Genomic DNA, 25,108 nt, shown 5'->3' with positions numbered 1-25,108 from the left:
CCCGGTTGAAAAGGTGGGTTGTTAGAAGGTCTCCTCGATGATCTCGCCGACGGCGAAGTTCGATTTGACCTCGGTGACCTCCACCTTGACGCGCTCGCCGACCTCGGCGCCGGGAACGATGATGACGTAGCCGCGCTCGACGCGGGCGATGCCGTCGCCCTGCTTGCCGAGGTCCTCGATCTCGACGTAGCGGGTTTCGCCGACGTCGACCGGCGGCTGAGGCTCCGACGGCGGACTCGAGCGCTGGGGTTGGCTCTGTGACGATCCGGAGGCGTCCTCCCTGGAAATGAGGGCGACGCGGTAGACCTCCCCGGGTTGGATGTCCCCGGTCTCGACTTCCTGGCGCGGAATCTCGATGACGTACCGGTCCTCCTCCTCCGAGACGTCCGTACTGAACAGACACAGGAGTTTCTCAGATATTTCCACAGTTAGACCCTCTAGTTGGAGTCTTAAGCTCAACCGTAATAGAACTACCGACAGTTAACGGTGGAATTTTCCCCGCAGGGTGGGTATTACCGTTGGTCTCGCTGGATCGCCGCCGTCGATCGAACCCAGTTCAGTTCGCCCGCTCGAGCCGGCTCGTCGTCGCGAACCGGGTGAGGTCGACGTCCGCGCTCACGTCGGCGTCCGAGAGCGACTCGTACGGTCGGTTGACGACGATGTCGCCCGCCCGACGCTTGCCGACGCCCGGGATGGCCGTGAGTTCGTCCATCGAGGCCTCGTTCAGGTCGAGCGGGTAGGGGACGCCGGTGATCGACCGGTAGCCGTGGTCGACGACCGCGACGTCGAGCGTCTCCCCGAGCGGGCGTTCGCCCGGAATCGCGACCAGCAGGGGGTAGGTGCCGAGCTGGCGGCCGAACGTCCTGCCGTCCTGGTGGTACTCGAGGTGGACGTCCGGAAGGACCGTCCCCGGCGGGGCGACGCGCTCGAGCATCGGGTTGTCGATCGTCTCGCGCACCTCGCGCTTGTAGGGTTTGAACTGCTTCTTGTGCTCCTTCGCGATCGACGCCCCCGTGTCGGACATCTCGGTGCCCGCGAAGGCCATCACCTGGCGGATGTTGACTCGACGGAGCATGTAGCCCTCGTCGTAGATCCGCCGCAGGAACGCGAGGTTGTGCTCGTAGGTCTCCTCGCGCTCGCCCTTGAGGCCGTGGACGAGGTTGATGCCGGGGAGGAGCTTCGGGAGCCGTCTGGGGGCCTCCTCGCCGGTCGAGGGTCCCGTGCCCGGTTCTTCCCCGGGACGCCAGCCGCCCTCCTCGTTGACGATCCGAACCGCCTCGAAACACTCCTCGGTCGAGACGGCGAGGTTATTCTCCTCCTGAACGACCGGGTCAGCGGATTCGAGGCCGAAGGCGGCCGTGTCGCCGGGCGTGTTGTGCTCGGCGATGATCCGGATGCCCTCGCGGGACGCCTCGGGCCACTTGGCGATCGTGACCGGGTTCATATTGTCGAGGTGGAGCGTCTCGAGGTCCGGCGCGACCTCGCGGATGCCGCCGTAGAGTTCCCGCAGCGCCTCGGGATTCGGAGCTTCACCGTCGCCGCCGTAAGCGAGGATGTCGGCCTGCCGGCCGAGGCGGAAGTGTTTGACGCCGTGGTTCGACAGGGCGTCGACCTCGTCGACGACGGTTTCGGGCGGTCGGAACGACGGATTGCCGTAGAGCGGTTCCGTGCAGAACGAGCACCGGTAGGCGCAGCCCCGGGAGGTCTCGAGTTCGCAGATGAGGTACTCGGGGTGGTTCGGGTGCTGTTCGACGACGAACGCGCCCGTTCGGGCCCAGCGGGTGACCTCCGGGACGTCGCGCATCCGATCGTTGAATCCCTCGAGGCCGCCCTCGACGAGGTCGTAGACGGCGGCTTCGACGTCGCCCTTCGCGACGAAGTCGAAGTCGAGGTCCTGTCGCTCCGTCTCGATACCCCCCTCGTTGGCGTCGCCGACGCCGAACTTGACGGGGCCGCCGAGCAGGGTCGTTCCGCCCGCGGTCCAGGCGATCTTCCGGACCTCGTCCGGTTCTGCGGGGGTGCCGCCCACGTACTTCCCGGGGACGGTCATCCCGCCGAGGTAGACCACGAGGTCGGCCTCGTCCACGTCGCGCCAGCGGTCCGGTTCGTCTCGAAGCGCGTCGATCGTGTGGTAGGTGACCTGCGACTCGGGAACGCCGGCGTCGACGAGCGCGCCGGCCGCGTATCGCGGGTACGTCGACACGTACGGGGGCACCCCGAAGTGGGCCGGCTCGTCCACGTAGCCGTCGACGAGCGTGACGGCGAGGGATTCGGGGTCGGTCATGGCTCCCGATAGCGGCCCGAGCGGTAAAACGGTGACTACACGATCGGCTCCACCGTCGCCGCGACCCCGGCGTTGATTATCGCCCCGCCCCAACGGGCGGGTATGCCACCGACCGAAGAGATCGTCTGCACCGCGGAGGACTGCTTCCTCGACATGTTCGAGGTTCACTACACCTACGACGTGCCGGATGACCTCGAGGTGTCGGACCTCTCGTGTCCGGTCTGCGGCGGATCGGACTGCCTCGAGCGGATCGAACTCTGATCGATTCGCGTCGATTCCGGACGAACGATAGACACGTCGTCTGACGTTAATTTGCGTTAGGGAAAAATTAATAAGAAGGGGCGAGTGGTAGTGGTACCGAACGCAATGCCCGCTATCGACCGCCCGCTCCCGCCCGCGCTCCCCGCCGGAGGTGCCTCGCCGTGAACCTCGACAAGCTCGGCACCTCGATTGGCAACACGCTCTACCGTCAGATCGGTCGCGCTAACGGCCGCGTACAGCGGTACCGCTCGCTCCCCGTGGACGTCCTCGAGAACGAGACGTCCTATCTCGTCGTCTTCGACGCCCCCGGTGCCGAACCCGAGGACGTGCAGGTCAGGTACCTCGACGGCACCGTCAGGGTCCGCATCGATCGATTCCGGCAGTTCTACGAGGGGTTCGAGATGCGGTTTCCCGGCCGCGGCATGTCGCTCGAGGGCGAGGCCGACCTCCCCGCGGACGCGATCGTCGATCCGGACGCGGGGACGGCGACGCTGACGGAAGCGGGGACCGTGAACATCGAGATTCCCAAGGACGAGTCGGGCTCCGCGGCGGACGCCGACGCCGAGTCGGAACCCGACGCGATCCGCGAGACGGAACGCGACGTCGAGACCGACTTCCAGCGAACGCGACCCGGCGAACCGGAAGCGACGCACCTCACCGCCGACGACTGAGCGCGACCGACGCGCCGGTCTCGCGTCACCCCTCGAGCGTCATCCCCTCGACGATCGCGAACTCCTCGTCGCCGTCGAACCGCGTCGGATCGAACGGCGGGATCCCGTCGTCGCCGACGATCTCCGCCGCGATCCGGTTCCCGGTCGCCGGCGCGCGCATGAAGCCGTGGCCGTGGAAGCCGGTCGCGACGTACAGTCCGTCCCGAACCTCGCCGACCAGCGGGTCCCGGTCGGGCGTGGCCGTGCAGAGGCCGGCCCACGCGCGCTCGAGGTCGAATCCGTGCCCCGGGACGCGGTGGCCGATTCGCTCGAGCAGGTCGGTCGCGAACCCGTCGTCGGCGTTCCGATCGTACTCGTCCGGATCGGCCTCGACCTCCTCGGTGCCGTCGCCCGCCAGGATGCCGTCAGAGTGGGGCCGGAGGTAGAACTCGCCGGTCGCGTCGTAACAGATCGGCTCCGAAAGGTCGCCGGCGGCGGTGAGCGCCTGCACCCGGTAGGGTTTCATCGCGATGGGGGCACCCGCGTCCTCGAGCACCCGCTTCGAGTGGGCGCCGGCGGCCACGAGGACGGCGTCGAACTCGCGCTCGCCGTCGTCGGTTCCGTCGGTTCGAGGGATCACGCGGGGCGGTTCGCACCGAACCTCGACCGGGGTGTGGGGCTCGAGCGTCGCGCCGGCGCCGTTCGCGGCCGCGGCGAGGCAAGCCGTGTACCGGGCCGGGTCGGTGTAGCCCGCCGCGCCGGCGACCGCGGCGACCGCCACGTCGTCGGTCCGGAGTGCGGGAAAGCGCTCGCCGAGTTCCTCTGGCGTCATCTCGAGGGCGACGACGCCCTCGTCCTGCATCCGGGACACCTGCTGGCGGATCGCCTCGGCGTTCTCCGCGTCTTCCTCGCGCGCGAGCCAGACGTACGGACACTCGACGAACGGGAAGGTCTCATCGCCGGCGAACGCGCGGAACCGCTCGATCGCCTCGCTCCCGATCTCGGCGTCCAGCGGGTCGGCGAACGCGTCGTAGCAGATCCCCGCCGCGCGGCCGCTCGAGCCGCCGGCGATCGATCCCCCCTCGTACACGGTGACGTCGGCCCCCCGACGCGCGAGGTCGTACGCCGCCGTCACGCCCACGGCGCCGGCACCCACGACGGCGACGCTGAGACCCCGCCCCGGTCGTTCGAACGCGTCGGCGCCGACGGCGAGTTCGCCGCCGCTCGAGCCGTCTTCGGGTCGGCCGTCGGGCGCTCGCCCGGCCATCCTCATCGCCCCTCCTCGATCGCTTCGATGGGGTCGCTCTCCCGTTCGACCGCGCGACGGTCCCTGCGCTGCGTCATGGCACGCCGTCGGCGCTCCGACTACTTACGTGTGGGTGATTCGGCGTCGAGTAAAGTCGGATTCGGCTCGCAAGAATGGGGTCGTCCGGTGAACGGCGCCGGGCGTCGGCGTCGAGCGTTCGTCACTCGAGAAACGCTTCGAGTCCGCGGGCCGGGTAGCCGACGACGGTCGTCGCGCCGGCCTCCCTGAGGCCCTCGATCCGCTCTCGAACCCGCGATTCCGTCCCGACGAGGGCGTAGTCCGACGCGGCCTCGAGGAGGAGTTCGCGCGCTCGGCCGGTCGCGGCCGCGTCGGTGGCGGCGCCGTCCGGGAGGGCGCGGGCGACGGGGCGGCGTCGGGCGACGTAGGGGCCGAGCGCGTCCAGAACGGCGTCCTCGTCGTCCGTGAGAACGGTCGGCGCGTAGACCGCGATATCTCCGTCGAAGCCCGCCGCGCGGAGCGCGCGGAGTTCGCGATCGGTCGTCCGCGTGAGGAGATCGTACTGGGTGGCGCCCGTCGCCATGGCGACCCGTTCGACGCTCTCGGTGCCGACCCACGCGTCGGGGTCGTCCTCGAGCGCCGCGCCGAGCCTGGGGGCGACGGCCCGCGTACGCTCCTCGTCGGTCAGGTACGCCGGGTGGCCCGCGACGAGCACGCGGCCGACCGACTCGGGAAGGTCGTCGAGCAGCGAGTCGTCGCCGAGCGGGTCGAAGCCGTCGGCGCGGACGGGCGTCGTGACGAGGACGTCGGCGTCCGTGTCAGCGGCCAGCGCCTCGAGCGTCCCCGGGTCGGGGAGGTGCTCGCGACCCTCGTAGTCGATCGCGATCGCGTCCACCGGGAGCGCCGCGGCCTCGGAGACCGCGCACTCGGCGGGTTTGAGGGCGACGGCGTCCAGTCCTGCGCGGGCGACTGCGTGGGTTCCTGTCAACATCGACGATCACTTCGCACGACGGGAGCGGCTTCAGCGACTCCGAGCTCTTCAGAAGCGGTTCGGAACTCGATCCATCGTCTGTGCGACCATGGGAGGAGTGAACCGCGGGTCGGCAAAAACCTGACGAACCCGGATCCTCGCCGCGCCCGGCCTAGTACTGCGAGCGGTCGACCCGCATCGGCGGTTCGAAGTCCGTCGTCAACTCGAGCAACTGGACCAGGATCCGGCCGGTCGCCCCCCAGACGGTGTAGCCGCCGACGTGGAAGTAGTGGACGACGATCTCGCCGTAGTAGGGGTGATCCCGGTGTTCCCACTCGTAGTTGTCCGGGTCGAGCAGGCCCGACAGCGGGAGGATCGCCACCTCCGCGACCTCGGCGTCGTCGTAGTCGTACTCCCGGTCGGGGACCCGGGCGACGAACGGCGTGACGGCGTACTCGCTGATCGTCCGGATGTCGTCGAGCCGGCCGACGACATCCGCCTCGTCGGGTCGGAGTCCGATCTCCTCGTCGGCCTCCCGCAGGGCCGTCTCGAGGATGGACTCGTCTACGGGCTCCGCGCCACCGCCGGGGAAGCTCATCTGTCCGGGGTGTTCCCCCAGGTGGTCGGCCCGGCGGGTGAACAGGAGGTGGTCCTCGCCGTCCCGGTCGATGACCGGCGCGAGGACGGCCGCGTCGTACGGCTCGTCGTCGATCTCGGCGGGATCGTGGTCGGCCACCGGGTCGAGGTTCATCCGGGTCATGGTGCGTGCTCACTCGTCCGCTCCGCGGGTCGCGTTCGCGTGCTCGTTCGTGGACGCTCGCACCCGCATCCTCTTTCGTCCGTCGATCTCGGTTTCGGTCGACCCGCTCGATCGGTCCCGCGCCGAACGCGAGCGCGGGTTCGCGCACGCACAGGGTGCGTCACGAGTTCGGCCTCGCGAGCCGTCACGCGGACTCGAGGGCCGTCTCGAGGCGGGTTCGCTCCGCACTCAGGTCCACGGGCGCCCACGCCTCGAAGTCGTAGCTGACGTCGAGGAGGTGGCGAAGGCGTTCGGAATCGGTGTCACCGGCGTCGTCCCCGTCGCCCTCGAGCGCCTCCTCGACCGTGGCCGAAAACTGCGTCTCGGCGGTATCGCCGAGGGCCTCTCGGTCGATCCGCCGGTGTCCGATATCGAGGATGTGGGGGACGTCCTCCGCGTGGTCGGGCACCGTCGGGAAAGCCGTCGGTCCGGCGACCAGCAACGGTTCCGTCGCCTCACCGCCGCCCTCGGCCGCTCCGGCGTCCCCGCCGTCGGTCACTCGCTCCCCGGCATCGCCGGCGTCGACGTCGATCGCGGTCCGATCGTACCGCACGAGCGCGAACGACTCGAGGGCGCGTTCGATCGCCGCGGCGGCGGCGTCCTCGTCGACGGTCTTGCCGTCTGCCCGGAACGCGATCTCCGAGAGCGCGCGCTCGAGTTCCGCCCGCGTCAACCCCCCGAAGAGGTCGACCACGCCGGCAAGTTCGTCCGCGGTCGCGTCCATGCGCGCCACAACGGCGGGCGGTCAGATTAGTCTTTAGTCTCCGGCGTTCCGTCCGATCCGGCCGCCGATCCACGGCTGCGCGGCCCGCACGACGTCCTCTGGTCGGAACGGGGCCGCCGTCCACCGCGGCAGCCGGTCGTCTCCCGCGGGCGGTCGGATCGACGCGGCGTACCGCTCGAGTTGGGTCCGTTCGGCCGCCGCGTCGTACTCGAGGCCGTTGAACCGCGCGTCGGTACGGTACTGCTCCACGAGGCGGTCCCCGACGACGAGGTATCGCTCCGGGAGCGTCTCGTACTCGAGGTCGACGCCGTGCTCCTCGAGGACGCGCAGAAGGGCGGCGGCGACCTCGCGGCTCATCCCCTCGAGGCCGGTCTCGCCGCCGACGGCCCGGTGGTCGTGCTCGTGGCGGCCGAGATCGACCTGCGCGGTGCCCGACGCCCCCGCGTGGTCGAACGCGTCTCCGAGCGTGGCGACCTCGAGCCCCCAGGCGCGCGGCGGGCGGAGCCGTCGCGCGAGCTCGGCGGTGAGCGCGAACTCGCCGGCGAGGGCGTAGCGGAACGCGCCGAGGTAGTCCACGATGGGGGCGTCGTGGGCGGCCGTGACCGCGCGCACGAGCGGTTCGTAAAACAGCCGGAAGAGCCGCCCGTAGAGGCGGCCGTCCTCGACGCGCGCGTAGTAGCCCTTCGAGAAGTGAAAGCCCATCGTCAAGGGGGCGAGCAGCCGAGAGACGTGTTCGCCGCGGTAGCTGCGCGCGTCGGCGTCGTGAACGACAATACACTCGCCGGCCGCCGCGGCGGGGCCGAGCGCGAGCCAGACGTCCCGCCCCTTCCCGAAGCCGTTCGAGAGGCCGGCGTCGGACAGCAGGCGTTCGACCCCCGGCGCGTTGCACCAGAGGACCGAAAGCGGGAGGTCGAACGCCTCGAGCCACTCGCGGAACGCCGCTATCCGATCCGGTGCGGCCCGGACGGGGACGTAGACGGCCCCGGGCTCGACCGCCTCGAGTTCCGCGAGGACCCGTTCGGCCGCGAGACCCCCGTGTTCGCGGTCGGTCATCGGGACGACCACCGCGGTCTCCTCGAGGCGGGGCTCGACGCCCTCGAGGGCCGGCGCGCCGCGGAGGTCGTGGAGCGTGGTGATCCGCTCCTGCACGTATTCCATCGGTGGAGTGTTCGAGCGAACCGTGAAAACGACGGCGACTCCGGCAGCGCCGACTGATCAACTACCTAACCAGTCTGCGCCCGGCTCGGCGGTCGAAAAAGCACCGGGCTTTTTCTCCCCCACCTTCGTAGGACGGCATCATGAAATCAGTCCGGAAGGCACTCCGACAGGGCGAACTCGAGAAGGATACCTACGACAGGCTCGTCTGCGCCGAGTGCGAGAAGCCGCTGAAGACGGAGAACGACCCGGAGACGATCACCACGATCCGGACCTGTCCCGACTGCGAAGCGGAGTGGAAGGAGATTCGCTAACGTCCCGTCCGTCACGGACCGCGGTACGGGAACCGGACCGAACGAGCATCACGAGCGATCGCCGGCCATCGCCGCGAAAAGCCGCTCTTCGAACTGCGTTTTGTCGATCCCCTTCGAGGGACCGATCCCGGTCATGTGATCGATCGAGAGCTGTCCGCCGCCCATCCGGGCGTGGCCGCCGGCGTTCGCCATCGGGATGTCGCTCACGACGTGCCGGAGGGTCTCGCCCATGTGGACCCGGTCGTCGCGCGAACGGCCCGAGAGGTGGACGGTGCCGTCGTGCTCGCCGTAGACGACCACCGCGGTCACCCCCTCCAGGTGCATGAGTTCGTCCGCGGCCTGCGGAATGGCGTCGACGTTGCTGATCTCGCCGACGTCGCAGACGGCGAACGCGCCCTCGACGCGCTTTTCCGTGATCGCCGTCGCCTTCGTCTGCAACACGTCGTCGCTGACCTGCGGGTTGGCGATCCGGTCGAGCAGGTCCTCGTCGATCCCGTCGAAGAGGAACGAAGAGGCCTCGAAGTCCGCCCGGGTACACCCCTTGGTCAGGTGGTTCGTGTCCGACTGGATGCCGTAGACGAGGCCCGTCGCCAACTCCTCCGTGACGTCGATCTCGGCGCCGGGATCGTCGCCCGCGATCGACGCGCCGATCTCGCGGAGGTACTCGGTGAGGACGGTCGCCGTCGCGCCGTAGTCCGTGCGGACGTCGGTGAACTCCGTCCCCGCGCCGTTACCCGGGTGGTGGTCGATCACCGCGAGCGGTTCGACCAACTGGGCGCCCGTGAACCCGCGCGGCGTGTTGTGATCGACCAGCACCACGGCTTCGGTCTCGAGATCGGATTTCGCGTCGATCGTCTCGAGGTCGAGGTCGAGCACCGTCCGGAACGCGCGGTTCTCCTGGTGGCGGATCTCGCCGGGGTACTTCAGCGTGGCTGCAGTGTCGACCGTGTCGGCGATGGCTTCGACCGCCATCGCGGACGCCATCGCGTCCGGATCCGGGTTCGGGTGCATCAACACCGTCACTTCGTCGTAGTCGGCCAGCACGCGCTGGAGGCGCACGCCCGGCGGCCGTCGGAGCCAGCGGACGAGCCACCACACCGCCAGTACGACCGCCACGAGCGCCAGAACGAGCAGCGAGAGAACGAGCGGCTCCGTCGACTCGAGGACGTCCCTGACTCCCTCGAGTTGCAGCGGCCGCGGCGCGGACGCGCTGCTGAGTGGCGGGTGCCGCACGTTCATAGCTGTGAATCATAACGTATCACCAAGAAATTTCCCCCTCGTGGACCGTCGAACGCGCCCGATAGCCGGTTCGTCGACCGCCGGTAGGCGGATTACCCCGTCCGATACGCCTCGATCGCGTCCCGGTATCCCTCCCGAAACGTCGGGTAGGTGAACTCGTACCCGAGGGACCGCAGTTTCGCGTTCGAGCACCGCTTGCTCGTGAGGATCCGCCGCTTCGCGGCCTCCGAGAGGTCGCCCGCCTCGAGGCGCTCCGCCTTCGTCCGCTTGGGCGGGCGCTCGCGGTCGCACCGCTCGGCGAGCCAGTCCGCGAAGTTCCACTTCGGGGCCGGTTCGTCGTCGACCACCTGAACGACCTCCCCGCGAGCGAGGTCCGCCTCGAGCAGAAACCGCACGGCCCCCGCCGCGTCGTCCCGGTGGACCATGTTCAGGTACCCCTCCGTGACGGGGCCCTCGAGGTAGCGCTCGAGGCGGTACCGGTCCGGCCCGTAGAGGCCCGCGAAACGGGCGACCGTCCCGTCGTACCCGTATTCGGGGGGCTCCTCGAGCGCGATGCGCTCGGCCTCGGCGAGCACCTCGGTTTTCTCGGTGGTCGGCTCGATCGGCGTCTCCTCGTCGACCCAGTCGCCGCCGTGGTCGCCGTGGACGCCCGTCGAGGAGGTGTAGACGAGTCGATCGGGCGGCGACTCGCGCGTGCCGAACGCCTCGATCGCCGTCCGGAGCCCGTCGACGTAGACCTCGCGGGCCGCCTCCGCGCCGCGCCCGCCGCTGCTCGCCGCAAAGACGATCGCGTCGACGTCGGGGACCGCCTCGAGGGCGTCCGCGTCGGTCACGTCCGCGCGTACCCCCGCGAAGCCCGCCGTTTCGATCTCCTCGAGGCCCGCCTCAGAGCGCCGGACGCCGATCGCGTCGTGCCCCCGCTCGGTCAACTGCCGTCCGAGTTCGATCCCCACGTATCCGCAGCCCAGAATAGCGGCCTCCATCTCTCGGTTTCGACTTGCGGCCGGATCCGCATAACGGCACCGCTCTCCGCACTCAGTGGGGCGAATCCGGACGCCGTCGAACGACTCTAGTCAGGGAGATCGGTCGACGATCACCCACTGGATCCGAGCGAACTCCTCGAGGGTCATCGGCGCCCGGCGCTCGATCTTCTGCTGGATCTCCTTGGCCTCCAAGTCCCCGTTCAGTTCGCTCTCGACGGCCTCGACGTCGAGGACGGCCGTCGACATTCCGAGGAGGAGGTGTTCGGTCGCCATCGTCTCGATCGTCACCGGGTCCGGTTCGCCCTCCGCGAGCGACTGGATCCGGGCGGCCTCCTCGAGGGTGAGTTCGGGGGAGTCGCCCGCGAGCAGGGCTTCGAGTCGCTCCTCGTCGACGTCCGTCTCCGCCGCGGCCGCCTCGAGGCCGACGTCCTCGACGGCCGCCTCGAGGTCCGCTTCGTACTCCTCGCGGAGGTCCGACGGAGCGTCGGGCACCGTCGTCCGTTGGTCGTAGAACATACCTCGACCGAAGACGATGAGGCCCAAATGGGTTGTCATCGACGGCGGCGGACCCGGAGCCCCGCCGCGTCGACGGCACGCGGGTCGTCGATTTCGGGAAACGCCGAGGTCGAGCCGTCCGTTCCAGCGTCGATCGGCTCTGATTGAAGAACGCGTTCGCGAGAACACAACGTTAATCTGGGGGGCGCACACACTCAGTTCCGATGAAGGTAGCCCTGATCGGAGTGGGGCAAGCCGGCGGGAAGGTGACCGAGCGCCTCGCTCGGTTCGACGCTGAGATGGGCTACAACGCCATCCAGGGTGCGCTGGCTGTCAACTCCGCGGAACCCGACCTCCAGTCGCTCGAGTACGTCGATACGCAGTTGATCGGCGCCGACCGCGTCAACGGCCACGGCGTCGGCGGCGACAACGAACTCGGTACCGAGATCATGCAATCGGATATCCAGCAGGTGCTGGGCGCGCTCGACGGTCGCGTCACGTCGACGGCGGAGGCCATCTTCGTCGTCGCGGGCCTCGGCGGCGGCACCGGCAGCGGCGGCGCGCCCGTGCTCGTCCACCACCTCAGCCGCGTCTACGACGTGCCCGTCTACGCCCTCGGCGTCCTCCCCGGTCGGAACGAGGGCGCGCTCTACCAGGCCAACGCGGGCCGCTCGCTGAAGACGCTGATCCGCGAGGCCGACTCGACGCTCCTCGTCGACAACGACGCCTGGCACGAGCAGGGCGAGAGCGTCGAGGGCGCGTTCGACACCATCAACGCGAAGGTCGCCCAGCGCGTCGGTCTCCTCTTCGCGGCGGGCGAGGCCGTCGAGGGCGTCGGCGAAAGTGTCGTCGACTCGAGCGAGGTCATCAACACCCTCCGCGCCGGCGGCGTCTCCGCGCTCGGCTACGCCAGCGAGGTCGCGAGCGAGGACGGCGCCGAGAACGTCCGGGTCGCGATGAGCGTCTCGCGGCAGGCGCTGCTGACCGGGACCAGCCTCCCCGACGCCGCTGACGCCGAGGCGGCGCTGCTCGTGATCGCCGGCCGTCCGGAGGCCACCCCGCGCAAAGGCGTCGAGCGCGCCCGACGCTGGCTCGAGGAGGAACTCGGGAGCACGCGGGTCCGCGGCGGCGACTTCCCGCTCGAGAGCGACCGGCTGGCCGCGCTGGTCCTGCTCGGCGGCGCCGAGCGCTCCGAGCGGATCGAGGCGTTCGTGGAGCGTGCGAAGCGTGCGAACCGACAGCAGGAGACCGAGCGGGCCGATCCGGTCGAGCAGTTCAGCGACGACCGCCTCGAGAACCTCTTCTGACCCGTCGCCCGTTTCGAAGCGGGGAAATCGTCCGGCACGCACCTCGAGCCCCGCAGATGGCGACGGTCCGAGACCGGCGAGGCGCCGATTCGAGACGGCAGTTCGCGATCGGCGGAACAGCTATTTCTTTCGCGTTCAGTGGTCAGTGGTAATGGTCGAGAAGTGGACCGGCGGAGTGGTCGACTCCGCCAGCGTAACCGATGACGGGGACGGGGGACCGTCCCGGGCGGGAGACGGGCCGCCGCCCGTCGACGAGTGGCACCCCGTCGCCGTCCCCGACGGCCCGGGCGAGTTCGCGGGACCCGACGATCCGATCGCCTTCCGGACGACGTTCGACGATCCGCGGGCGGATTCCGACGAACGGGTGTTTCTCGAGTGCGCGGGCGCGTACGATCGCGCGACGATCTGGGCGAACGGGACGCGCGTCGCCGCCCTCGATCCGCACTTCGTCCCGAAGACGATCGAACTCGAGCCCGAACCGACGGACAACGAACTGATCGTCGTCTGCGAGCCGACGGGGTCCGCCGGACGCGACGCCGGCGAACGGAAACGACGCGACGACGCCGGCGTTACCGTTCCCGGACGCTGGTGGGACGCCAACCTGCAGGTCCGGCCGGCGACGATCCTCCGGACCCTCGAGGTTACGCCGCGCGTCGAGACGGACGCGGACGGGTCGATCGAATCCGCCGAACTCGACGTCCATATGGAGATAGACACCGCGCGCGGGGTGGCGGGGTCGGTGACCCTCTCGATGCGCCCCGACGGGTTCTCCGGCGGGGCGACGATGGAACGGCTCCCGGTCGAACTCGACGCGGGCGAGCGGGCGACCCTCTCGAAGACGCTCGAGATCCGCGATCCGTCGCCGTGGTGGCCCCGAGGCTACGGCCCCCAGCGACTGTACGCCGTCCGAGCGAAACTCGGCGACGGCGCGCTCGAGCGCCGCGTCGGCCTCCGAACCGTCCGACTCGACGAGGACGGACTCGCGGTCAACGGCCGGCCCGTTCGGGCCCGCGGATTCGCCCGGTACCCGGGTGCCGACCCGGTCGACGACGTCGAGCGAGCGGTCGAGGCGAACGCGACGATTCTTCGCACGCGCGCGTCCGCTGGCCGGCCGGAGTTTTACCGCGCGTGCGACGAGGAAGGCGTGCTCGTCTGGCAGGAGCTCCCGACCGGCGGGACGGACCCCGAGGTCGACCGGGGGCGCGAACTCGCCTCGGCGATCGCCTCGACGTACGGTCACCACCCGAGTTTCGCTCTGGTGGGCGTCAGGGAGGTGCCGGTCGACCCGTACGAGAACCCCATCGGAAGCGGGTTCCTGTCGCGACTCGCCTTCCGCTACCGCGCCTGGCGCGCGTCGTTCGACCGATCGTCCGCCGACGCGGTCGCCGAGGCGCTCCCCGACGGCGTTCCGGCCGTTCCGCTCGTCGGTCCGCCGGGGATCGGCGCCGACGCGACGACGCTCTCGCTCGGGTGGCGGTACCTGACCGCCGACGACGTCGAGTGGCTCCTCGAGCGGTACCCCTCGCTCGGGACGCTCGTCGCCGGCTTCGGGACGCCGTCGCTCGCCTCGGACGACGTCGATCCGGGCGCGATTCCGGGAGTCGACGCGGCCCTCCTCGAGCGGCGGGTCGACGACGCCGAGGATTCCCGCCGGTACCAGACGCGAGTGACGAAGACGGTGGCCGAGGCGCTCAGGCGGCGCGGGGCCGGCGTGATCGTCTCGACGCCCCTCCGCGATCCGACGCCGGGCGGCGGATTCGGCGTCCTGACCGACGACGGCGAGGAGAAACCCGCCTACCGGGCGCTCGCCGACGCGTACGCGCCCGTCCAGGCGGTGCTCGAACGCTATCCGTCGGGGTCGGGCTCCGCGGACGTGGTGCTGGTCAACGACACGGCGGTCGAGCGGGAGGTGACCGTCGGCTGGCGCGCCGGAGACGTCACGGAGCAGACGACGGTCGCGGTCGGGCCGCACGAGACGACCCACGCGGGAACGGTCGAGATTCCGTCGGACGCGACGCGCGTCGACCTCGAGGTTCAGATCGGGTCGACGTCGACGTTCAATCGGTACGAGTTATAAGTACTCCCCCGATCCGTGGCAGAACGAGACACGGACGAATCGGGGCCCTGCTAACGATTTCCACGGGTTTTGGGACCGGTACATTTAAATGAAGCGCGCCAGTAGTTATCGATACCAGAACGCCACCGGTGTGGCGCGTATCGCTCGACGATCGATGACAGGAAATCTTATTCACCGAGGTTTCGCAGGTCGCCAGCGGACGCTGCAACCGGTGCGGGTATGGCACAGAGGGTTTACTAACACATGGTAGACGAATCGAAGAACATCGAACTTACAGAGGAGGATCTCGAGAACAAATCGAAGGGGCAGCTCATCAAGATGGCCGGTCAGCTGCGAGACCGGCGAAACGAGCTGAACCAGATGGCGTCCGAGCGGGCGTCCAAACGCGACGAGCTCAACGCGAAGACTCGCGAGAAGGTCGACGAGGCCCAGGAGCACCGCGAGAAGCGCGACGAGCTCAACGAGAAGGTCCAGGAGCACAAGGAACAGCGCAACGAGCTCAACGCCAAAGCCAACGAGCTGTTCGACCGCGTCGAACAGCTCAAATCCGACATGGAGCTCGACGAGGGAAAGGACATGGAGCAGCTCGAGGAGGAGATCGAGCAGCTCGAGTTCAAACAGCAGACCGAGGTCCTCTCGAGTGAGGAGGAGCGCGAGCTCATCGAGAAGATCGAGCAAAAGCGCGAGGAGTACGCCGACCGCAAGGAGAAGCTCGACCAGAACGAGGACCTCGAGGAGCTCGTCGAGGAGGCCGAGGAGGTCCGCTCGGAGGCCTCGAAGCACCACCAGAAGGTCACCGAGCTCGCGGACAAGGCCCAGGAGCACCACAACAAGATGATCGAGGCCTATCGCGAGGCCGACGACGTCCGCGACGACGCCGACGACATGCACGAGAAGTTCGTCGAAGCCCAGGAGGCCGCCGACCAGCACCACGAGGACTTCGTCCGCGTCCAGAAGCGCCTGCGCGAGATGGACAAGAAAGAGGAGAAGCAGCGCAAGTCCGCCCGCGACAAGAAGAAGGAGGAAGCCCGCGCCGAGGCCGAGGAGATCTACCAGAAGTTCAAGGAAGGCGAGACCCTCGACACCGAGGACCTGATGAAGCTCCAGAAGACCGGGCTGCTCTGAGCGGTTCTCGACTGCGGTCCGTTTCGGTCCTATCTTTCTGCGGTGTGCGCGTCGCGTTCCGTTTCGGTTTCAGTTGACCGGTTCGAGTCCCTCGGGTCGACGCCGTAACCTCGAACCGAAGAGCCCCGGATTCGCGGATTCACCGGTCGCCGAGCCGCCGCCCCGTCGATCGGTCGAGCGAACGCCGGTCGCGACGCGGGCTCCCCCGATCGCGGGTTCCGAGAGGTCAACGCTTATCCGGGACGCACGCACACGTCTCGGCATGGATCGAGGTCGAACGGAACGTCGAGACCCGCGTCGGTGCGGCGGTTCGCGTCGACGCCGACTCCGAGGTCGAGGTGGAGTCGATGGACGGAGGTAAGGGGTATCTACGCCTGCTGATCGTCGTCGGCGGCGGACTGTCGTTCGCGGCCGCCGGCTACGTCCTGTTCGTCGAGTTTCCCGACTCGCTCGCGGAACTGCTCGGGACGGTGCTCGTCGTCGCCGTCGTCGCGGTCGGCGTCCGCATCGCCGGCTCGATCGCCGACTCGCTGTTCCCATCGTACGACGTGGCCGAGGTCGCCATCGAGGGGCCGATCACGCGCCGTGGCGGCGGCGGACCGCTCCCCTCGAGTCCGCGGGCGACGCCGGCGGACGGCGTCGTCGACCAGATCGACCGCGCGAACGAGGACGAGAACGTGCGGGCGCTGCTCGTGAAGCTGAACACGCCCGGCGGCGAGGTCGTCCCGAGCGACGACATCAAGCGCGCCGCCGAGCGGTTCGACGGGCCGACCATCGCCTACGCGACGGACGTCTGCGCGAGCGGCGGCTACTGGATCGCCAGCGGCTGCGACGAACTCTGGGCGCGGGACGCCAGTATCGTCGGCTCGATCGGCGTCGTCGGCTCGCGGGTGAACGCGAGCGACCTCGCCGAGAAGGTCGGCCTCAGCTACGAGGGGTTCACCGCCGGGAAGTACAAGGACGCCGGGAACTCGCTCAAGGAGATGAGCGACGACGAGCGGGCGTACCTCCAGGGCCTGATCGACGACTTCTACGGGGAGTTCGTCGAGCGCGTCAGCGAGGGGCGGGACCTCGAGCCGTCGCTGATCCGCGAGACGGAAGCCCGGGTCTACCTCGGCGAGCGGGCGATCGAACTCGGCCTCGTCGACGAACTCGGCACCCGGCGCGACGTCGAGGAGGCGCTGGCCGAGCGACTGGGGGTCGACGAGGTCGCCGTCGAGGAGTTCCGGCCGTCGACGCCCCTCGTCGAGCGCGTTGGCGGCGGCGCCAGAGCCGTCGCCTACGCGTTCGGGGCGGGGCTGTCCGGCGTCGTCGACGACCGAGAATTCCGGCTGCGGTTCTGATTCGCGTCGGCAACCCACACCCGCACCGCACACCGATCAGCCGTGTACCCGCCGGCGACCCACCCGCGTCGACGGTCGGTACGAGCACCGTCGTTCGGTCGAACGAGTAAGTGGTTTTATCGTTCCCCAGAATGGATCGGATACCGTGACAACGCTGGTCGTCTGTCTCGACCGGACCGACGACGTCGGGCGGCGAACCGGACTCCGCTCGCCGATCGTCGGCTGGGAGGCAGTCCGCGCGCTCGTGACCGACGTCGGCCTCGCGGATCCGGAGGACTCGGGGGTGAACACCTTGCTCGAGACCCTCCGGGTCGCCCAGGACCTCCGCGACGAGAACGAGGAGGCGATCGTCGCGGTCGTCTCCGGCGACCGGGAGTCGATGGTCTCGGCCGACCGGGCCGTCGCCCGCCAGCTCGACGACCTGATCGAGGAGTACGACCCCGACTCGGCGGTCGTCGTCATCGACAGCGCCGAGGACGAGCGACTCGTCCCGGTCGTCGAGAGCCGCGTCCGGGTCGACTCGGTCGATCGGGTCGTCGTCCGACAGGCCCGCGACATCGAGTCGACGTACTACCTCCTCAAGCAGTTTCTCGCCGACGAGGAGCTCCGGCAGACGATCCTCGTCCCCATCGGGTTGACGCTGCTCGTGTTCCCGGTGCTCGCGACCGTCACCAGCCCCGCGGAGGGGGCCGCGGCGATCACCACCGTCATCGGCCTCTTCCTCCTCTACAAGGGGTTCAACATCGACGAGATCATGACCGGCGTGGCCCACCAGGCCCGCGAGTCGCTGTACTCCGGGCAGGTGTCCGTCGTCACCTACGTCGTCGCCGCCGGACTCACCCTCGCCGGCCTGTTCGCCGGCGGACTCGGCGTCTCGAACCTCGAGGACACACGGAGCGTGTTCGTCCCCGCCATGTGGTTCGCCTTCGACAGCGTCCCGTGGCTGGCGGTAGCCGCGCTCACCGCGAGCGCCGGCCGCCTGCTCGACGAACTGATCCGCGAGGACCCGCTCCGGGCGTCCTACCTCAACCTCCCGTTCATCAGCGTCGCGGTCGGTCTCGTCGTCCGGGGCTTCTCCGCGTACTTCCTCGAGCAGCAGGGCGTGGTCGATCCGCTGGAGATACCCGCGATCGAGTTCGGCGCCTTCGCGGTCGAGCGGTTCGAGGTCGCGACGGGCGAGCGCCTCGCCCTGTTCGTCGTCGCTGCGCTCGTCGTGAGCCTGATCGGCGCGCGAATCGCCTCGAGGTTCAGCGGGACGACGGTCGGGGACGGGGGAACCCACGACGTCGAGGGGGAATCGAACGCCGACGACCTCGAGGCGGTTCCGTCGTCCGACGGCCACCCGTCGACGCGGCCGTTCGGCGCCGACGCAGGCATCCGCGACGCGGCGAGGGAATCGAGGGGGCCCGAACCCGGGAGCGAATCCGAGGTGACCGACGGCGGCTCACCCTCGGAGCGGAACGCCGACGCCTCGAGTCGGGCCGACGCGACCGAGCACCACGCCGACTCGGACCGAACTGGCGACTCGTCGGACGAGTACGACGACGGGAACGAGCGTACCGATCGGTCCTGATCCGCCGTCCACCGGCAGTCGAGTCGTCGGAGAGACTCGTCACCCATTTATCCCGGCGTGCGCACCCTCAGATATGTCCGAGCCGAGCGACGCAGAGGCGGACGAGGGCGCCCCAGCCGACGGAAGCGGCGACGACGCCGACGGGAACGAGCGCGGCGCGTGGGTGAGTCTCTTCTCCGGCGGCAAAGACTCCTCGTGGGCGCTCTACCGCGCGCTCGAGCGTAGCCTCCCGGTCGAGCGGCTGGTCACCGTTCACCCGACGGGCGACTCGTACATGTACCACGTGCCGGCGACCGAGCTGGCGGCGCTGGCGGCCGAGAGCGTCGGCATCCCGCTGCTCGACGTCGAACCGGATGACTTCGAGGCCGACGCCGCGACCGACTCCGGCAGCCAGGGCGACGCGGAAATAGAGCCTCTCGAGGCTGCGCTCGTCCAGTTGGACGCGGAACTCGAGCGCGACGGGACGGGCGGCATCGCGGGCGTCACGGCCGGCGCCGTCGAGAGCGAGTACCAGACGAGTCGCATCGAGGGGATGTGCGAACGACTCGGCTGCGACCTGTTCGCGCCACTCTGGCGGCGCGATCCGCGGGAACTCGCCGACGAGATGCTCGAGGCCGGCTTCGAAATCGTGATCGTCCAGGTGGCGGCCCGCGGACTCGACGAGTCGTGGCTCGGCCGGACGCTCGATCGCGAGGCGTTCGCGGACCTCGAGGCGCTGAACGAGGAGTACGGCGTCCACGTACTGGGCGAAGGCGGCGAATTCGAGACGCTGGTGGTCGACGGCCCGCACATGGATCGGCGGATCGACCTCGAGTACGAGACGGAGTGGGAGGGGACGAGGGGCCGGCTTCGGGTCACGGACGCGCGGTTGGAGTGAACTCGGACGGCGCCTTCGGTTCGACGAACGAAACGGGGGCACGGTCGACTCAACGTCGTCGGTGACGCCGAAGCGCTCCGTGAGGACGGTGGACCGGTGAACGGTCGACGCTCAGTACGGACGGAAGACCCGGTCGAACGGCGGAGTTCGACCGATCGGCGGACCACCGTCGACCCGGCGGTCGGGTCCATGTCAGTGTAAGTCGAATCCTTTTCCGCCGCCGGCGTGTGCCTTTCGGCGAGCTCACACGATCGAATCCGAGCGAGATCTGTTCGTCCGCAAACTCAGGGAGCTCTACCACATCGAGTCCGAACTCGAGGACCTCCGGTCGGGACTGGCCGGCGACGCCACCGACGAGGAGCTGGAAGAGTACTTCCTGTCCCACAGCGAGACGACCGCGGACCGGCTCGAGCGTCTCGAGGCGATATTCGACGTTATCGACGCCGATCCGAGCACCGGGAGAGCGCCGCGCTCGAGGGACTCGTGGAGGACCGGGTGGCGACCGTCGACGACATTCGAAAGCCCGTCCACGGAGACCTCGTCGAGACGGAACTCGGGACGGCCGTCGAGCGCCTCGAGATCACGAAACTCGAGACGCTGCTCACGCTGGCCGACCGACTCGGGCTACCCCCGAGGTCACCGCGCCGCTCGAGACGACGCGAACGGAGGCGGAGAATGCGACGAGCCGTCTCCAGTCGCTGAACGAGATCTGATCGGGGATCGACCCTTCTTCTCACTGCTCGAGCGCGATCCGGTGGATCGAGCAGACGGCCTCGCGTTCGTCCGCGTCGGTGAACGTCCACCACGCGATGCGGTCGATCTCGAGGAGTCGATAGTCGGTGACGGCGGCGAGCCACTCGCAGGCCGCGATCGTCCGGAGGTCGTCGTCCGTCGCCCGCTCGAGCGTCGGCTCGCCGAGGGCCGCCTCGAGGGACTCGAGCAGCCGCGTCACGGTCGGATCGGGCGTGACCGTGTCGACGCCGGCGAGTTGCCTGAGAAACTGGAAGCTCGAGGGACCGACGCCGGAGATCGCACCGACGGGATCGTCCTCGTACCGGTACGGGTCGGCCTCGGCGGCCCACGACCGGATCGACTCGAGGTCGTCCGACTCGGGTCGTTCCGCGAGAACGCGCGCGAGTTCGCAGAGGACGTGACGCTTCCGTCGGGCGCCGAACGCGTCGATCAGGTCGTCGTCGGCGCGATCGATCGACGCGAGATCGGCCACCGATTCCACGCGTCCCGTATCGACGAAGGACTCGCGAAACCGCTCGACGGTCGGTTTCACGCCTCCGAGGAACGACTGGCCGGTCGTCGACGCGGCCGCCTCGGCGAGCAGCAACACCGGATCGTCCCCGGTCCAGCGGTCGAACTCGAGGAACGCGGCGGCCAGCGGTTCGTACGGGACCCCGACGGCGAACCGCTCGAGCGCGTCCTGTGCGTCGGGCATGAAACTCGATGACGATCAACACACTGTTATCGTAAAGGTGTATCGACCATTCCGGCCGCGACGATCACGTCGCGCGGACGACCGACGGATTCACCCGTCGGCGACCCCGATTCCGTTGGTTTTCGGACTTGATCGGGAAATCGAAGGGTATGAACGGTCTCGAGCGCGATTTCGTCGAATTAAATCCGATCAAAGTCCGGCTGAATTCGGGATAAGAACCCTATACCGTCTCCACCGTTCAAGTAGGTGTCGCGGCTAGGGATCGATGGAGGTCGACGGGCACACCCACCACCGAGGCTACCACGCCTTGTCGATCCCGTGACTTCCAGCAACCCCACCACAGCACCCTTCCCCCACCATTGCCGTATCCCGTTTGGCGACGCGGGCCCACCCCCACCGGCTCGCGTTGCACCCTGCGGTTTTCCGACGTCCGAATTCTAGCGAGCGCTCTGACGGTCTCGAGTACAACCGGAGCTTGACAGGCTCGAGGCTCGACCGACGGTCACCGCAGCCGATTCAACACGGGAATCTCCTCGAGTCGCTCCTCGTCGAGGAGGGCCCAGTCGAGTCCGTCCGGCTTCCCTTTCCCCTGGGGTCGAACGACGCGGTCCGGCGTCACGACGAGGTCCATGACGACGTCGTGGGCGCCCGCGTCGAACGCCTCGTCGACGACCTGCCGCTCGTGAACCGTCGTCGCCGCGGGCGTCTCTCCGTCGACCAGGCCGAACTCCCGGAGCACGGCGTACTCGAGGTCGCTGTACCCCTCGCCCTTCCCGATTCGGTCGCCCGACTCCGACACCGCGACGCTCCCGGAGACGATCAGGTCGATCGGCTCGACCTCGTCGGGGCCGACCTGCACGCCGTGTTCGGCCGACCCGGAGACTGTGGTCGCCTCGTCGTAGTCCTCGGGCGGGATCTCGGCGGGGTCGAGCCTGAGGAAACACCGCTCGTCCCGGAGTCGGGGGACGGCCACGTAGACGGTCTTCTCCTCGCGCAGCGCGCGCCTTCGAACCGGTAACTGCGGCGCGTCCGGGTTCGCTTTGATCGTCTCCGCCTCCCGCCACTCCTGCTGTTCCGCCAGTCGGTCCGCGGCCGCCTCGACGCCCGCGAAGTTCGGAATGCGGCCGTGGGGTGGAAACGGAAACCGGGCGACGCCGGACTCCTCGAGGTCGTCCCAGATCCGCTCGCGAATCGCCTGTTTGTCCATGGGTGGGCTAACGGACCCCCGGCAGTTCAGTGGTTCGCGTTTCGACGGCGGACGCCGACTCGGGTTCGGTTTTACCGGCGAATTCGACTCGGTCTCCCACTTTTATGAGTCGTCTCTCCGATTGCTCTCGTATGCAGGCAGTCAAGATCACCGAGCACGGCGATACCGACGTCATCGAGTACGGCGAACACCCCGATCCAGAGGTCGGGCGCGACGAGGTCCTGGTCGACGTGAAGGCCGCCGCGCTCAACCACCTCGACGTCTGGGTCCGCCGCGGCCTCCCGGGGGTCGACCTCGAGATGCCCCACGTGCCGGGGAGCGACGGCGCGGGGATCGTCGAGGAGGTCGGCGAGGACGTCACCCGGTTCGAGGAGGGCGACCGCGTGGCCCTCGCGGCGGGGGTCAACTGCGGCGAGTGCGAGTTCTGCCGGGACGGCGACGCCGCACGCTGCGTCTCGTTCCACATCATCGGCGAGCACGTCCCGGGGATCCACTCCGAGTACGCCGCCATTCCGGAGGACAACCTGATCCCCGTCCCCGAGGGCGTCGACTGGGAGGTCGCCGGTTCCTCGTGTCTCGTCTTCCAGACCGCCTGGCGCATGCTGATCGACCGCGGCGGCCTCACCGCCGGCGAGTCCGTCCTCGTGCTGGGCGCGAGCGGCGGCGTGGGTCACGCGGCCGTCCAGATCGCCGACCACGCCGGCGCGGAGGTGTACGCGACCGGCAGCAGCGAGGAGAAACTCGAGCACGCCGAGGATCTCGGCGCCGATCACGTCGTCAACTACGAGGAGGAGGACTTCGCGGGCTGGATCCGCGAGGAGACCGGCGGTCGCGGCGTCGACATGGTCGTCGACCACATCGGGGCGGCCACCTGGCAGGACTCGCTCAGGAGCCTCGCGAAGGGCGGCCGGCTGGTCACCTGCGGCGCGACGACGGGTCCGAACCCGGAGACGGACGTCAACCGCATCTTCTGGAACCAACTCGAGGTGATCGGCTCGACGATGGCGACCCCGGGCGAGGTCGACGACGTGATGGAACTGGTCTGGGACGGCACGTTCGAGCCGGCCGTCCGCGACGTCCTCCCGATGAGCGAGTCCGCGCGCGCACACGAAATGCTGCAGGACCGCGAGGGCTTCGGCAAGGTCGTCGTAGTCCCCGATAGCGAACTGTAACCCCCGGTCGACGGGCCGTCCCTCGAGGTCGAATCGCCGAACCCGATTTTACGACGGCGAACGGCCGACGTTCGCCCGGGGTCGCGCCGACGGTCCGAATCGTCACCGCTTTGCCGCCAGGGTCGAAACGTACGATCGTGACCTCGAGCGACGACGGCGGCTACGTCCACGATCCGTCGGGTTTCGACGCCGACGGCGAGCGTCGCGGCGACGACGACGGTGACGTGCAATCGTCGTCGGAGGAGGTTGGTGCGGATCCGGTCCACCCGTCGTCGGTCGACCGCGAGTTCGACTGGCGGGGCTGGACGCTCGTCGGCGTCATCGTGCTGGCGTTCTTCGTCGCGCCGGCGCTGATCATCCTGATGCCTCCAGGCGGGGAGGGGTACCGCTTCGCGCTGTTGATCGTTCCGCTCGTTCCGGCGTTTCTCCTGGCGGTGACCGCCGTCTGGGCGACGACGAGACCCTGACCGATCCCCCCGATCGACTCCGAGCCGACCGGTCCTTCTTCCGCACACTCGTGTCCGGTTTCGTTCGGCCGGGTCGTCGTCGAACGACGACCCCCTCGTGTGTCCGGACCGTCCCGATTGACGGGTCGCTCGAGACGAAGTCGAATCGAACATTCGCCCGAGGATCGAGAAACTCGATCGCTCGAGCCGCCGCTGGGGGAGTGAACCGAGCCGTCGAAGAGAAGGGGAGCGACGCGTCGCTTAGCGTTCGATCGGTCCGTCCTGGATGTCCGGGAGCGCGGCTTTCAGGTGGTCCAGCGCGGCCGAACCGTCGGAGACGTCCCGTTCCGGAGTCCCCCCGTCGTCGACGTAGTCCGATATCGCACCGTAGAGCCGTCGACCCTGGTTCGCCGTGATGGTCGTTCCACCGGACTCGATCGTCTCGAGTACCTCGAGCACCCACGTCGGCGGCGTCTCGTCGTTGTCAGCCGCGTACTCGAGCCGTTTCGTGAGGACGTGGTGGACGATCCACCGCTGGTCGCGGGAGAGCTCGACGTCGTACGTCTCGGTTTCCGGTGGAGTGGAACTCATTTCGTCACACGGACCGGGGTTGTCGGTCCACACGCGACGCTACGGATAGGGGTGTAATAAGCATTGTTGCTTGATAGCATACGTCGTTTCGGTCGCCGATGAAAACGTCCGACGGCCGTCCGACTGGCGGCTGACGGACGGCGAGCGCGACGCCGGGGGCGATCACGCGACGTCCCGGCGCATCGCAATCTCGAACCAGGGGCAAAGGCGGAGTTGGCGGTACCACTCGGGGTGGGAGTACAACCGCTCGTACGGGACCCACATGAGCCCGGCGACCTCCTCCTCGTCGGGCTCGAGCGTCGTGTCCACGAGGGTCAGCTTCAACACGGCGCAGACCTCGTGTTCGACGCCCGCGTTCTCGAAGTACCGCTTGTACTCGAAGCGATCGGTCAGCCGGAGGTCCTCGTACTGGTCCGGCGTGACGCCGAGCTCATCCTCGAGTCGTTCCCGCGTCGCCTCCTCCTGACTCTGCCCCTGGACGGGGTGGGAGGCGACGGTCCCGTCCCAGTAAGTTCCCCAGAGGCGCTTGCTCGGCGCCCGCTGGGCGAGCAGGATGTTGTCGTCGCGGTCGAAGACCAGCGCGGTGAACGCGCGGTGGCGGATCCCGTCGCCGGTGTGGGCCTCGAGGCGGTTGACCAGTCCGCGTTCGGTGTCGTCGGCGTCGACGGCGACGACGTTCTGCTTCGCGTTCTCGTGCGCTAATCCGTCTGCATCGGTGGATTGGGAGGCCATACGTTCACAATCGGAGCACGGGGTCAAACCAGTATCGCCGTCGAACCGACGCCGGCGACCACGTCGGGCCGAC

General features: G+C 68.8%; 26 protein-coding genes and 1 pseudogene. 13 read left to right on the top strand and 14 right to left on the bottom strand.

The window, feature by feature from the left end:
• Positions 1-21 precede the first annotated feature (21 nt).
• On the bottom strand, positions 22-426 hold the full coding sequence (locus RJT68_RS05850) for a TRAM domain-containing protein (protein WP_407039436.1): 405 nt from the start codon (positions 424-426) through the stop codon (positions 22-24).
• Positions 427-556: 130 nt separating this feature from the next.
• Positions 557-2,284: a radical SAM protein gene (locus tag RJT68_RS05845; RefSeq protein ID WP_407039435.1), complete on the bottom strand. Its 1,728-nt coding sequence runs from the start codon at positions 2,282-2,284 to the stop codon at positions 557-559.
• 102 nt (positions 2,285-2,386) lie between these two features.
• Here RJT68_RS05845 and RJT68_RS05840 point away from each other — a divergent pair, with 102 nt between their 5' ends.
• Positions 2,387-2,545, top strand: a complete 159-nt coding sequence (locus RJT68_RS05840) for a DUF7559 family protein (RefSeq protein WP_407039434.1) — start codon at positions 2,387-2,389, stop codon at positions 2,543-2,545.
• Between the two features lie 161 nt (positions 2,546-2,706).
• Positions 2,707-3,216 (top strand): Hsp20/alpha crystallin family protein, encoded by a 510-nt coding sequence (locus RJT68_RS05835; RefSeq protein ID WP_407039433.1) that lies wholly within the window; start codon positions 2,707-2,709, stop codon positions 3,214-3,216.
• Between the two features lie 25 nt (positions 3,217-3,241).
• Here the strand turns inward: RJT68_RS05835 and RJT68_RS05830 are convergent, their stop codons facing one another.
• From RJT68_RS05830 to RJT68_RS05810, 5 genes are all read right to left on the bottom strand, one after another.
• On the bottom strand, positions 3,242-4,462 hold the full coding sequence (locus tag RJT68_RS05830) for an NAD(P)/FAD-dependent oxidoreductase (RefSeq protein ID WP_407039432.1): 1,221 nt from the start codon (positions 4,460-4,462) through the stop codon (positions 3,242-3,244).
• 199 nt (positions 4,463-4,661) lie between these two features.
• Complete coding sequence (locus tag RJT68_RS05825) at positions 4,662-5,450, bottom strand: DUF7388 family protein (RefSeq protein WP_407039431.1); 789 nt, start codon at positions 5,448-5,450, stop codon at positions 4,662-4,664.
• Between the two features lie 151 nt (positions 5,451-5,601).
• A complete protein-coding gene (locus RJT68_RS05820; protein WP_407039430.1) occupies positions 5,602-6,189 on the bottom strand; it encodes an NUDIX hydrolase in 588 nt (195 codons plus the stop codon).
• 184 nt (positions 6,190-6,373) lie between these two features.
• Positions 6,374-6,952, bottom strand: coding sequence for a DUF7109 family protein (locus RJT68_RS05815; protein ID WP_407039429.1), 579 nt, complete (start codon positions 6,950-6,952; stop codon positions 6,374-6,376).
• Between the two features lie 33 nt (positions 6,953-6,985).
• Positions 6,986-8,110, bottom strand: coding sequence for a glycosyltransferase family protein (locus RJT68_RS05810; RefSeq protein WP_407039428.1), 1,125 nt, complete (start codon positions 8,108-8,110; stop codon positions 6,986-6,988).
• A gap of 140 nt (positions 8,111-8,250) precedes the next feature.
• Here RJT68_RS05810 and RJT68_RS05805 point away from each other — a divergent pair, with 140 nt between their 5' ends.
• Positions 8,251-8,421 (top strand): HVO_0758 family zinc finger protein, encoded by a 171-nt coding sequence (locus tag RJT68_RS05805; RefSeq protein WP_407039427.1) that lies wholly within the window; start codon positions 8,251-8,253, stop codon positions 8,419-8,421.
• 48 nt (positions 8,422-8,469) lie between these two features.
• On the opposite strand, the gene RJT68_RS05800 is transcribed toward RJT68_RS05805, so the two are convergent.
• The 3 genes from RJT68_RS05800 to RJT68_RS05790 all read right to left on the bottom strand — a co-directional run bounded on the left by RJT68_RS05800 (position 8,470) and on the right by RJT68_RS05790 (position 11,159).
• On the bottom strand, positions 8,470-9,660 hold the full coding sequence (locus RJT68_RS05800; RefSeq protein ID WP_407039426.1) for a DHH family phosphoesterase: 1,191 nt from the start codon (positions 9,658-9,660) through the stop codon (positions 8,470-8,472).
• Positions 9,661-9,752: 92 nt separating this feature from the next.
• A complete protein-coding gene (locus RJT68_RS05795) occupies positions 9,753-10,643 on the bottom strand; it encodes an SDR family oxidoreductase (RefSeq protein WP_407039425.1) in 891 nt (296 codons plus the stop codon).
• Positions 10,644-10,733: 90 nt separating this feature from the next.
• Entirely contained in the window at positions 10,734-11,159 is a 426-nt protein-coding gene (locus RJT68_RS05790; RefSeq protein WP_407039424.1) for a DUF5791 family protein, read from the bottom strand.
• Positions 11,160-11,362: 203 nt separating this feature from the next.
• Here RJT68_RS05790 and RJT68_RS05785 point away from each other — a divergent pair, with 203 nt between their 5' ends.
• From RJT68_RS05785 to RJT68_RS05750, 8 genes and pseudogenes are all read left to right on the top strand, one after another.
• Entirely contained in the window at positions 11,363-12,445 is a 1,083-nt protein-coding gene (locus tag RJT68_RS05785; RefSeq protein ID WP_407039423.1) for a tubulin/FtsZ family protein, read from the top strand.
• A gap of 151 nt (positions 12,446-12,596) precedes the next feature.
• Positions 12,597-14,522: a glycoside hydrolase family 2 protein gene (locus tag RJT68_RS05780; protein WP_407039422.1), complete on the top strand. Its 1,926-nt coding sequence runs from the start codon at positions 12,597-12,599 to the stop codon at positions 14,520-14,522.
• A 243-nt stretch (positions 14,523-14,765) separates the two neighbouring features.
• Complete coding sequence (locus RJT68_RS05775) at positions 14,766-15,647, top strand: coiled-coil protein (protein ID WP_407039421.1); 882 nt, start codon at positions 14,766-14,768, stop codon at positions 15,645-15,647.
• A gap of 347 nt (positions 15,648-15,994) precedes the next feature.
• On the top strand, positions 15,995-16,990 hold the full coding sequence (sppA, locus tag RJT68_RS05770; protein WP_407039420.1) for a signal peptide peptidase SppA: 996 nt from the start codon (positions 15,995-15,997) through the stop codon (positions 16,988-16,990).
• A gap of 145 nt (positions 16,991-17,135) precedes the next feature.
• Positions 17,136-18,563 carry a DUF373 family protein gene (locus RJT68_RS05765; protein ID WP_407039419.1) on the top strand — a complete coding sequence of 476 codons (1,428 nt, stop codon included), beginning with the start codon at positions 17,136-17,138 and terminating at the stop codon, positions 18,561-18,563.
• Positions 18,564-18,636: 73 nt separating this feature from the next.
• Entirely contained in the window at positions 18,637-19,440 is an 804-nt protein-coding gene (locus RJT68_RS05760) for a diphthine--ammonia ligase (protein WP_407039418.1), read from the top strand.
• Between the two features lie 154 nt (positions 19,441-19,594).
• Positions 19,595-19,837, top strand: a pseudogene (locus tag RJT68_RS05755) (DUF892 family protein); the annotation flags it as partial.
• Positions 19,838-19,935: 98 nt separating this feature from the next.
• A complete protein-coding gene (locus RJT68_RS05750; protein WP_407039417.1) occupies positions 19,936-20,142 on the top strand; it encodes a hypothetical protein in 207 nt (68 codons plus the stop codon).
• A gap of 31 nt (positions 20,143-20,173) precedes the next feature.
• Here the strand turns inward: RJT68_RS05750 and RJT68_RS05745 are convergent, their stop codons facing one another.
• Positions 20,174-20,887, bottom strand: a complete 714-nt coding sequence (locus RJT68_RS05745) for a hypothetical protein (protein WP_407039416.1) — start codon at positions 20,885-20,887, stop codon at positions 20,174-20,176.
• Positions 20,888-21,389: 502 nt separating this feature from the next.
• Positions 21,390-22,094 carry a 5-formyltetrahydrofolate cyclo-ligase gene (locus RJT68_RS05740; protein ID WP_407039415.1) on the bottom strand — a complete coding sequence of 235 codons (705 nt, stop codon included), beginning with the start codon at positions 22,092-22,094 and terminating at the stop codon, positions 21,390-21,392.
• A 131-nt stretch (positions 22,095-22,225) separates the two neighbouring features.
• On the opposite strand from RJT68_RS05740, the gene RJT68_RS05735 reads away from it, so the two are divergent.
• Entirely contained in the window at positions 22,226-23,266 is a 1,041-nt protein-coding gene (locus RJT68_RS05735) for a zinc-binding dehydrogenase (RefSeq protein ID WP_407039414.1), read from the top strand.
• A gap of 137 nt (positions 23,267-23,403) precedes the next feature.
• Positions 23,404-23,733 carry a hypothetical protein gene (locus RJT68_RS05730; RefSeq protein ID WP_407039413.1) on the top strand — a complete coding sequence of 110 codons (330 nt, stop codon included), beginning with the start codon at positions 23,404-23,406 and terminating at the stop codon, positions 23,731-23,733.
• A 240-nt stretch (positions 23,734-23,973) separates the two neighbouring features.
• On the opposite strand, the gene RJT68_RS05725 is transcribed toward RJT68_RS05730, so the two are convergent.
• Both RJT68_RS05725 and RJT68_RS05720 read right to left on the bottom strand, forming a co-directional pair.
• Entirely contained in the window at positions 23,974-24,303 is a 330-nt protein-coding gene (locus RJT68_RS05725) for a DUF7853 family protein (RefSeq protein ID WP_407039412.1), read from the bottom strand.
• 162 nt (positions 24,304-24,465) lie between these two features.
• Positions 24,466-25,035 carry an NUDIX hydrolase gene (locus tag RJT68_RS05720; protein WP_407039411.1) on the bottom strand — a complete coding sequence of 190 codons (570 nt, stop codon included), beginning with the start codon at positions 25,033-25,035 and terminating at the stop codon, positions 24,466-24,468.
• Positions 25,036-25,108: the final 73 nt, after the last annotated feature.

The sequence above is a fragment of the Halovalidus salilacus genome, assembly GCF_031852275.1.
Classification (GTDB): Archaea; Halobacteriota; Halobacteria; order Halobacteriales; family Natrialbaceae; genus Halovalidus; species Halovalidus salilacus.
Note: the sequence above shows the minus strand (reverse complement) of the source record. Positions and strands in the feature narration are given on the sequence as shown.

What these genes read in the sequence shown, in the direction of transcription:
- RJT68_RS05845 (WP_407039435.1), bottom strand. Translation starts at nt 2,284, where the DNA reads ATGACCGACCCCGAATCCCTCGCCGTCACGCTCGTCGACGGCTACGTG.
- RJT68_RS05775 (WP_407039421.1), top strand. Translation starts at nt 14,766, where the DNA reads ATGGTAGACGAATCGAAGAACATCGAACTTACAGAGGAGGATCTCGAG.
- RJT68_RS05815 (WP_407039429.1), bottom strand. Translation starts at nt 6,952, where the DNA reads ATGGACGCGACCGCGGACGAACTTGCCGGCGTGGTCGACCTCTTCGGG.
- RJT68_RS05800 (WP_407039426.1), bottom strand. Translation starts at nt 9,660, where the DNA reads ATGAACGTGCGGCACCCGCCACTCAGCAGCGCGTCCGCGCCGCGGCCG.
- RJT68_RS05745 (WP_407039416.1), bottom strand. Translation starts at nt 20,887, where the DNA reads ATGCCCGACGCACAGGACGCGCTCGAGCGGTTCGCCGTCGGGGTCCCG.
- RJT68_RS05760 (WP_407039418.1), top strand. Translation starts at nt 18,637, where the DNA reads ATGTCCGAGCCGAGCGACGCAGAGGCGGACGAGGGCGCCCCAGCCGAC.
- RJT68_RS05780 (WP_407039422.1), top strand. Translation starts at nt 12,597, where the DNA reads ATGGTCGAGAAGTGGACCGGCGGAGTGGTCGACTCCGCCAGCGTAACC.
- RJT68_RS05720 (WP_407039411.1), bottom strand. Translation starts at nt 25,035, where the DNA reads ATGGCCTCCCAATCCACCGATGCAGACGGATTAGCGCACGAGAACGCG.
- RJT68_RS05830 (WP_407039432.1), bottom strand. Translation starts at nt 4,462, where the DNA reads ATGGCCGGGCGAGCGCCCGACGGCCGACCCGAAGACGGCTCGAGCGGC.
- RJT68_RS05725 (WP_407039412.1), bottom strand. Translation starts at nt 24,303, where the DNA reads ATGAGTTCCACTCCACCGGAAACCGAGACGTACGACGTCGAGCTCTCC.
- RJT68_RS05805 (WP_407039427.1), top strand. Translation starts at nt 8,251, where the DNA reads ATGAAATCAGTCCGGAAGGCACTCCGACAGGGCGAACTCGAGAAGGAT.
- RJT68_RS05825 (WP_407039431.1), bottom strand. Translation starts at nt 5,450, where the DNA reads ATGTTGACAGGAACCCACGCAGTCGCCCGCGCAGGACTGGACGCCGTC.
- sppA (WP_407039420.1), top strand. Translation starts at nt 15,995, where the DNA reads ATGGACGGAGGTAAGGGGTATCTACGCCTGCTGATCGTCGTCGGCGGC.
- RJT68_RS05795 (WP_407039425.1), bottom strand. Translation starts at nt 10,643, where the DNA reads ATGGAGGCCGCTATTCTGGGCTGCGGATACGTGGGGATCGAACTCGGA.
- RJT68_RS05810 (WP_407039428.1), bottom strand. Translation starts at nt 8,110, where the DNA reads ATGGAATACGTGCAGGAGCGGATCACCACGCTCCACGACCTCCGCGGC.
- RJT68_RS05790 (WP_407039424.1), bottom strand. Translation starts at nt 11,159, where the DNA reads ATGTTCTACGACCAACGGACGACGGTGCCCGACGCTCCGTCGGACCTC.
- RJT68_RS05740 (WP_407039415.1), bottom strand. Translation starts at nt 22,094, where the DNA reads ATGGACAAACAGGCGATTCGCGAGCGGATCTGGGACGACCTCGAGGAG.
- RJT68_RS05820 (WP_407039430.1), bottom strand. Translation starts at nt 6,189, where the DNA reads ATGACCCGGATGAACCTCGACCCGGTGGCCGACCACGATCCCGCCGAG.
- RJT68_RS05785 (WP_407039423.1), top strand. Translation starts at nt 11,363, where the DNA reads ATGAAGGTAGCCCTGATCGGAGTGGGGCAAGCCGGCGGGAAGGTGACC.
- RJT68_RS05840 (WP_407039434.1), top strand. Translation starts at nt 2,387, where the DNA reads ATGCCACCGACCGAAGAGATCGTCTGCACCGCGGAGGACTGCTTCCTC.
- RJT68_RS05735 (WP_407039414.1), top strand. Translation starts at nt 22,226, where the DNA reads ATGCAGGCAGTCAAGATCACCGAGCACGGCGATACCGACGTCATCGAG.